General features: G+C 54.2%; 6 protein-coding genes. 4 read left to right on the top strand and 2 right to left on the bottom strand.

The window, feature by feature from the left end; translation table 11 throughout:
* Positions 1-290 precede the first annotated feature (290 nt).
* Positions 291-1,034, bottom strand: coding sequence for a site-specific DNA-methyltransferase (locus JUK32_RS08340; protein WP_204138397.1), 744 nt, complete (start codon positions 1,032-1,034; stop codon positions 291-293).
* A gap of 244 nt (positions 1,035-1,278) precedes the next feature.
* Here JUK32_RS08340 and JUK32_RS08335 point away from each other — a divergent pair, with 244 nt between their 5' ends.
* From JUK32_RS08335 to JUK32_RS08320, 4 genes are all read left to right on the top strand, one after another.
* Positions 1,279-1,683 carry a GNAT family N-acetyltransferase gene (locus JUK32_RS08335; RefSeq protein WP_204138396.1) on the top strand — a complete coding sequence of 135 codons (405 nt, stop codon included), beginning with the start codon at positions 1,279-1,281 and terminating at the stop codon, positions 1,681-1,683.
* 167 nt (positions 1,684-1,850) lie between these two features.
* Complete coding sequence (locus JUK32_RS08330) at positions 1,851-2,540, top strand: type 1 glutamine amidotransferase domain-containing protein (protein WP_204138395.1); 690 nt, start codon at positions 1,851-1,853, stop codon at positions 2,538-2,540.
* 360 nt (positions 2,541-2,900) lie between these two features.
* Positions 2,901-4,316: a BCD family MFS transporter gene (locus tag JUK32_RS08325; RefSeq protein ID WP_204138394.1), complete on the top strand. Its 1,416-nt coding sequence runs from the start codon at positions 2,901-2,903 to the stop codon at positions 4,314-4,316.
* Between the two features lie 4 nt (positions 4,317-4,320).
* Positions 4,321-5,136 carry an inositol monophosphatase family protein gene (locus JUK32_RS08320; RefSeq protein ID WP_204138393.1) on the top strand — a complete coding sequence of 272 codons (816 nt, stop codon included), beginning with the start codon at positions 4,321-4,323 and terminating at the stop codon, positions 5,134-5,136.
* A 75-nt stretch (positions 5,137-5,211) separates the two neighbouring features.
* Here JUK32_RS08320 and JUK32_RS08315 read toward each other — a convergent pair whose 3' ends face one another.
* Positions 5,212-5,997, bottom strand: coding sequence for a dienelactone hydrolase family protein (locus tag JUK32_RS08315; RefSeq protein ID WP_309224514.1), 786 nt, complete (start codon positions 5,995-5,997; stop codon positions 5,212-5,214).
* Positions 5,998-6,164: the final 167 nt, after the last annotated feature.

The following is a 6,164-nucleotide window of genomic DNA, read 5'->3' as shown; positions in this document are numbered from 1 at the left end:
GAGTGGACGAGCCATCTTTTGTGCTTGAAATCAGTACTCCTATATTCTGCTTCACCTCATAGGGAATTGGTATAAGTTCTCAGAGATAAATCACTCCAGCTCGCAGCCTCCATGACTTCTTCATAGCTTACGATTTTCCCTGCCGGTTGTTGTTTGAGCCATAGAAATAGCTTTTTAGCTCCTTTACTAAGTCTCACGCCTGTCTCCTCCTCTTGTAATCGAGAAACTATTTTGCATAAGTCAATAATAGATCCTCAAAAAATATTGGAGCAAGCTTTCACCTATAGAAATTAGAGAGAAAGATCAAGCTGTGCCGTTTCTGATTCAGCTTTAGGCTGTGGCCATAAAGTTTGTACAAATTCAACTTGCAAATCTTGAAGTCGCTCACGAGATACGTCTACAGCTTCTGTGCCGATATCGTTTCCAAGAAAATTGCGCTTAAGTCTCCCTGCAGCGATTCCAGTTGAACCAGAGCCCATAAATGGATCAATAACGACTTCGCTAGGTTCTGTACTTTGCTTTATGAGTATCTCTGAGACCTCGACAGGCTTCTCGGTTGGATATCCACGGTAAATTCGGGGCACTTGAATAATGTCTGGAATGCTCAGGTCATTGAGCTTTCTTTTGCCTTTCTCAAAAAATAGGATGAGTTCATATCGTGCACGATAGTGATAACCCATCCCGATTTTCATCTTGTCCCACACAAGGGGTTTCCAAAAACGAAAACCTACTGACTCTGCAATGGGCTTTGCTACGAACATTGTTTCTTGATCGCAGTAGAGGTAAAAGTGCGAATTTTTCTTTAATACTCGATAAAGTTCAATGAACAGCTCATTGAATCGTTCATTAGGAAAGATCTCAAACCAATCATTGCTAGACGCCTTGCTATGCTTCAGGCGAGTAGTAGTCCCTACTGCGCGATGTTTTTCTAATGACTCATAGGGAGGATCGGTCACGACCAAGTCAACTGAGGCGTCTGGCAGCTCCCGCAACCAGCTAACTGCATCGCCTTGATGGAGTACTGCTTTAACCATTTAGCTATAGTACACCCTAACTTCTTGAGTAGTTTCAATATTTGAAGCTTCTGAGTGTATGTCCAAGCCTAAATTTAAGGTCATTGATAATCCTGCTGCTAAAAGCTTTACTCACAATGCCCCAGCTGTGTTGCAAATCAGTAAGCAAGGCGGATTATCTATCTGAAGGGTTTTGAGTCTCTGATATAAAACACTTGACGTAGCGCGATCGCCCCCAGCAAAGCCTTCCACATAGGGTCTCAAGATGATTCACGTTTCAGAGCGTCGCGATATTGCGATCGATCAGATTTTGCCGATTTATGAAGCCAATGGCTGGTCCTCCGCCCAAAAACCTCAAGCCCTGCATCAAGCCCTCATCAACTCTCACGGGCTAGTGTCTGCCTGGGAGGGCGATCGCCTGGTGGGTATCGGCAACGCAATTTCCGATGGGTTCTTAGTCGTTTACTACCCTCATCTGTTGGTGCATCCCGATTATCAAGGGCAGGGCATTGGTCAACGCCTCATGGAACGTCTAAAACAGCGGTATGAGTCCATGCACATGCACATGCTGGTCGCTGATGGAGCCGCGATCGCGTTTTATGAAAAGTGTGGCTTTACTCGGGCTGGCGACACTGAGCCCATGTGGATATACAGCGGCAGCGATCACTAGGAATCGTTCTGCAAGCTCAACGCAATCTATGGTTGTCGCGCCTTGAGTTGCAGGGACAGGCATTCCTCAGAAAACATCTTTGGATAGAAGCGGTTTGCCCAATCGGCCTTCCTTCTACAGTGAAAAGCGATCGCAATAATTGACCAACACAGATTCAGGAGATTTTTATGCGCATTGTAATGGTGCTGACTTCCCACAGTGAGCTCGGCGACACGGGCGAAAAGACGGGCTTTTGGTTGGAAGAGTTTGCTGCCCCTTACTATGCTTTTGTGGATGCGGGAGCCGACGTGGTGATTGCCGCGCCCCAGCCCGGTGAGCCCCCGGTCGATCCGCGCAGCAGCGAACCCGAAAACCAGACCGAGGCGACCGAGCGCTTCGCCAATGATGCCGCCGCAAAAGCCAAGCTCTCCAATCCGGTCAGTCTGGATCAGGTAAACGTTGGCAGCACGGACGCTTTATTCTTCCCCGGTGGTCACGGCCCCATGTGGGATCTCGCCAGCAGCGATGCCACGGCTAAGCTGGTGGAGGCATTTTACGCTCAGGGCAAAGTGATCGGCGCGGTGTGCCACGGGCCAGCGGCCTTGGTCAAAGCTCAGACGCCCGAGGGCACGTCCATCTTGCAGGGCAAAAAGTTGACGGGCTTCACTAACGCCGAAGAAAAAGCGGTGCAGCTCGATCAAGTGGTGCCCTTTGCGCTGGAAACTCGATTGCGGGAACTCGGCGGCGACTTTAGCCAGGCCGATGTCTTTCAGTCCCATGTGGTGACGGATGGGCTGCTAGTGACCGGGCAAAATCCGCCTTCTTCGGCATCGACGGCAGAAGCCATTGTGAAGTTACTCAATCAGGTGCCTGCATAGGCGATCGCGGCGACGCCAAACACGCCTTATGCTATTACTGTCGAAGTTTTCCCCAAGGGAAAGCGGCGGCAGTTTTTTCTTGTAACCTCTTCTAAGTTGAAAACTGGAGTGATGTGCTGCGGAGAAAACCTCACCTAACCTCTCCTTGGTAAGGAGAGGCACCGGAGTCTCTCTAAACTTTCCTTTGCTAGGAGGAGTCAGAGTCTCTCTAAATTTCCCCTGAGTAGGAGGAATCAGAGTCTCCCTAAACCTCTCCTTGGCAAGGAGAGGTGCCGCAGGCGGTGAGGTGAGCCCCCAGCAGCACTCCACTGATCCCTAGATGGGGTTTCGCGTCCCTTACTCGACTATCCTGAGCGACTGATGGCTACTAGCGATCTCCCCCGTCCGCCTGACCTCTCGACCACGGCCTCGCCGCCGCGCATCAACCTGTTCACCATGTTCCGCTTGGGACTGTTCCAAATGGGCTTGGGGCTGTTATCTTTGCTGACTTTGGGGATTCTGAATCAGGTGTTGATTTCAGAATTGCAGATTCCCGCCACGCTAGCGGGGGGCGCGATCGCCATGTATCAGTTCGTTTCCCCCGCGCGGGTGTGGATGGGGCAAATGTCCGACTCCAAACCGATTCGCGGCTATCACCGCACGGGGTATGTCTGGCTGGGCATGGGCTTGCAGGCGATTTGTCTGTTCCTGGCGATTCAAGTGGTGTGGCAGTTGGGGGCCAGTGCCGCGAACGGCTGGACACCTGTGACCACGGGCTGGATGGCTTTGCTCGCGGGTATGTTTGCGCTGTATGGGCTGTGCATTGCCACCAGTTCCACCCCGTTTGCCGCGCTGCTGGTGGATGTGTCGGACGAAGACAACCGCTCGCAACTGGTGGGCATCGTCTGGGCGATGCTGATGGTGGGCATTGTGGCGGGGGCGATCGTTGGCGAGGTGCTGCTGGAGAATCTGGCCGCTGAAGATTTGCAAGCCGCCATCACACGGCTGTTTATTATTTTTCCGCTGACGGTGGTGGCGTTAGGGATCGTCGCCACCTTTGGCATCGAGAAAAAATATTCCCGCTATGCCACCCGATCCTCCCTGGTGGGACGGGAAGATCAGGTGACCTTGCGGCAGGCGATCGCGGTGCTCACGGCGTCCAAACAGACGGGCTTTTTCTTCGTGTTTTTGCTGGTGATGACCATCAGCCTGTTTTTGCAACAGCCCGTGCTGGAACCCTACGCCCGTGAGGTGTTTGGCCTCAGCATTGGCGAAAGTGCCGGACTGAATCAGTTTTGGGGCTACGGCATTCTCGTGGGCATTGGCCTGTCGGGCTTTTTGATTGTGCCGCGCCTGGGCAAACAACGCACCGCCATGCTCGGCTGTTTATTTTCGGCGGTGTGCTTTGTGGTGGTGATTCTGGCGGGGGTGACGGCGAACCCGACCACGTTGCGCAGTGCGGTGATGCTGTTTGGCTTAGCCTCTGGCATTCTCACCAATAGCGCCGTGAGCTTAATGTTGGACTTTACCGCCGCCGAAACGGCGGGCACGTTCATTGGCGCGTGGGGCTTGTCCCAAGCGATGGCTCAGGCCAGCGCGACCGTGCTCGGCGGGGCTTTGTTGGATCTGGGGCGACAGCTCTTTCCCAGTACGTTTTTGGCGTTTGCGCTGGTATTTGCCTGTCAGGCGGTGGGCATGGTCATCGCGTTTGGGTTGCTGACGCGCATCGACGTGCAGCAGTTCAAGACGGAATCAGGGAAGGCGATCGCGACCCTCATGGAAATGGAATTGGACTAAGTGAATGCAGGCATTTTGGGATCAGGTACTCGACTTTTCGCAAACCATCACCGATGAAGTCGGGGCAAAGTTACTGGAGGCCTTTGGCGGTGCTCAGGCGGAAGAAAAGTCGGACGGCAGCCTGGTTACAGAGTTCGATAAGTGGTCAGATGAGCGACTGCGGACGGCCATTCGCGAGACCTTTCCCGACCACGGCGTCCTGAGCGAAGAGACGACCCACATCTTTCCCGGCACGGACTGGTGCTGGATCATCGACCCGATCGACGGCACCACCAATTTCACCCAGGGCATTCCCCTCTGGGCGGTGTCGCTGGGCTTGCTGTATCGCGGCACTCCAGTCTTTGGCTACATCTACCTGCCGACTTTGAACCAGCGCTTTCACGGCTATTGGCCGGGGAGCAGTGGTCTCGACCTGCCCACCGGAGCATTCCTCAACGGCGAATCGATTCAAGTGCGACCGGATGATCCGGGCAGAAATCAGTTCTTTAGTTTTTGCGCTCGCAGTACCGACGTGATGCAGCAGCCCTTTCCCTGCAAAGTCAGAATGCTGGGGGTGGCGACTTACAATCTGCTGATTGTGGCGGCGGGCTATGCCGTGGGTGCGGTTGAGGCGACGCCAAAGGTTTGGGATATTGCGGGCATCTGGCCCATTGTCCACGCCGCTGGTGCCACTTGGATTCCCTTGGATGACCAACCGCCGTTTCCCCTCACCGTGGGCGAAAATTATGAAAAGCGTCCGTTTCCGACACTGTTGCTAAATCGGGCGGATCTGGTCGATGAGTTTCGACCGCTGGTGCAGCGGGTGGCGGGCGATCGCTAAAGGGGACGGTTCCTTTGACTGAGCACATTAGTCTCAGCTCTGTTGAGTAAGGAACCGTCCCCTGGCATTGAGTCGCTACCCGACTTGCCGCGCTAAGAAGCTCAGCAGCGCATCCCAAGACTGGGTATCCGCATGGGGATCATAGCGAGACGCCCCCGCATCGGCCCCCCAGACAGTGAAGGAGTGCAGCACGCCGCCGTAGATTTCCATGTCGTAGTGCACTTCAACCGCGTTGAGTTCGTCCGCCAACGCCGCGACTTCTGACATCGGTGCCACCGGGTCATTACCCCCGTGCAAAATCAAAATGGGCGCTTGGGCGTCACTGTAATCCTGACCTTCGGGAGTGGCTAACCCACCATGAAAACTGACAAACCCGTCAATGTCAGCGCCGGCGCGGGCCATTTCCAGCACGGCAGCGCCGCCAAAGCAGTAGCCCATGGCGACCACACGATCCGGGTCAACCCCCGCCATGGCTTGGGCAGTTTCGAGTCCGGCCATCAGGCGTTGTCGCATAGTGGCGAGATCGCTGTACAGCTTGCCACTCTCGGCCTGGGACTCTTCCACATTGCTGGGACGGTTACCCTGACCGTAAAGATCCGCCGCAAAGGTTGCATAGCCCCGCTCAGCCAGCATCTCGACCCGGCGCTGTTCGTAATCGCCAATGCCATTCCAATCGTGAATGAGCAGCACAATCGGCTGCTCGTCGCCAAAGCCCGCATTCTTGGCAAAGTAGCCCTCAAAAGGCTGACCCTCAATTTCGTAAACGACGGACTCGCCCACGATCTGAGCTTGGGCATTCAGCGCAGTAAAGCCGACGATCGCCGCCACCGCTAAACAAAAGAGTGCAAATTTCCTCAACACCAAACTTCCTCCTAAAACTGCTCTGCGGCACGAGCATTGAATCGAGGGGATCTCAATGTGGCAATGCCGTTTGGTTGCCCACACCCTAAATCCCTCTCCCAAAACTGGGCTACTAAGTACACATAAATCCCTCCTGGGCTAGTGACCATCCCTGAAAGATGGCCTCA

This window comes from Halomicronema sp. CCY15110 (assembly GCF_016888165.1).
Classification (GTDB): Bacteria; Cyanobacteriota; Cyanobacteriia; order Phormidesmidales; family Phormidesmidaceae; genus Halomicronema.
This window is presented reverse-complemented; position numbering and strand designations above follow the sequence as displayed.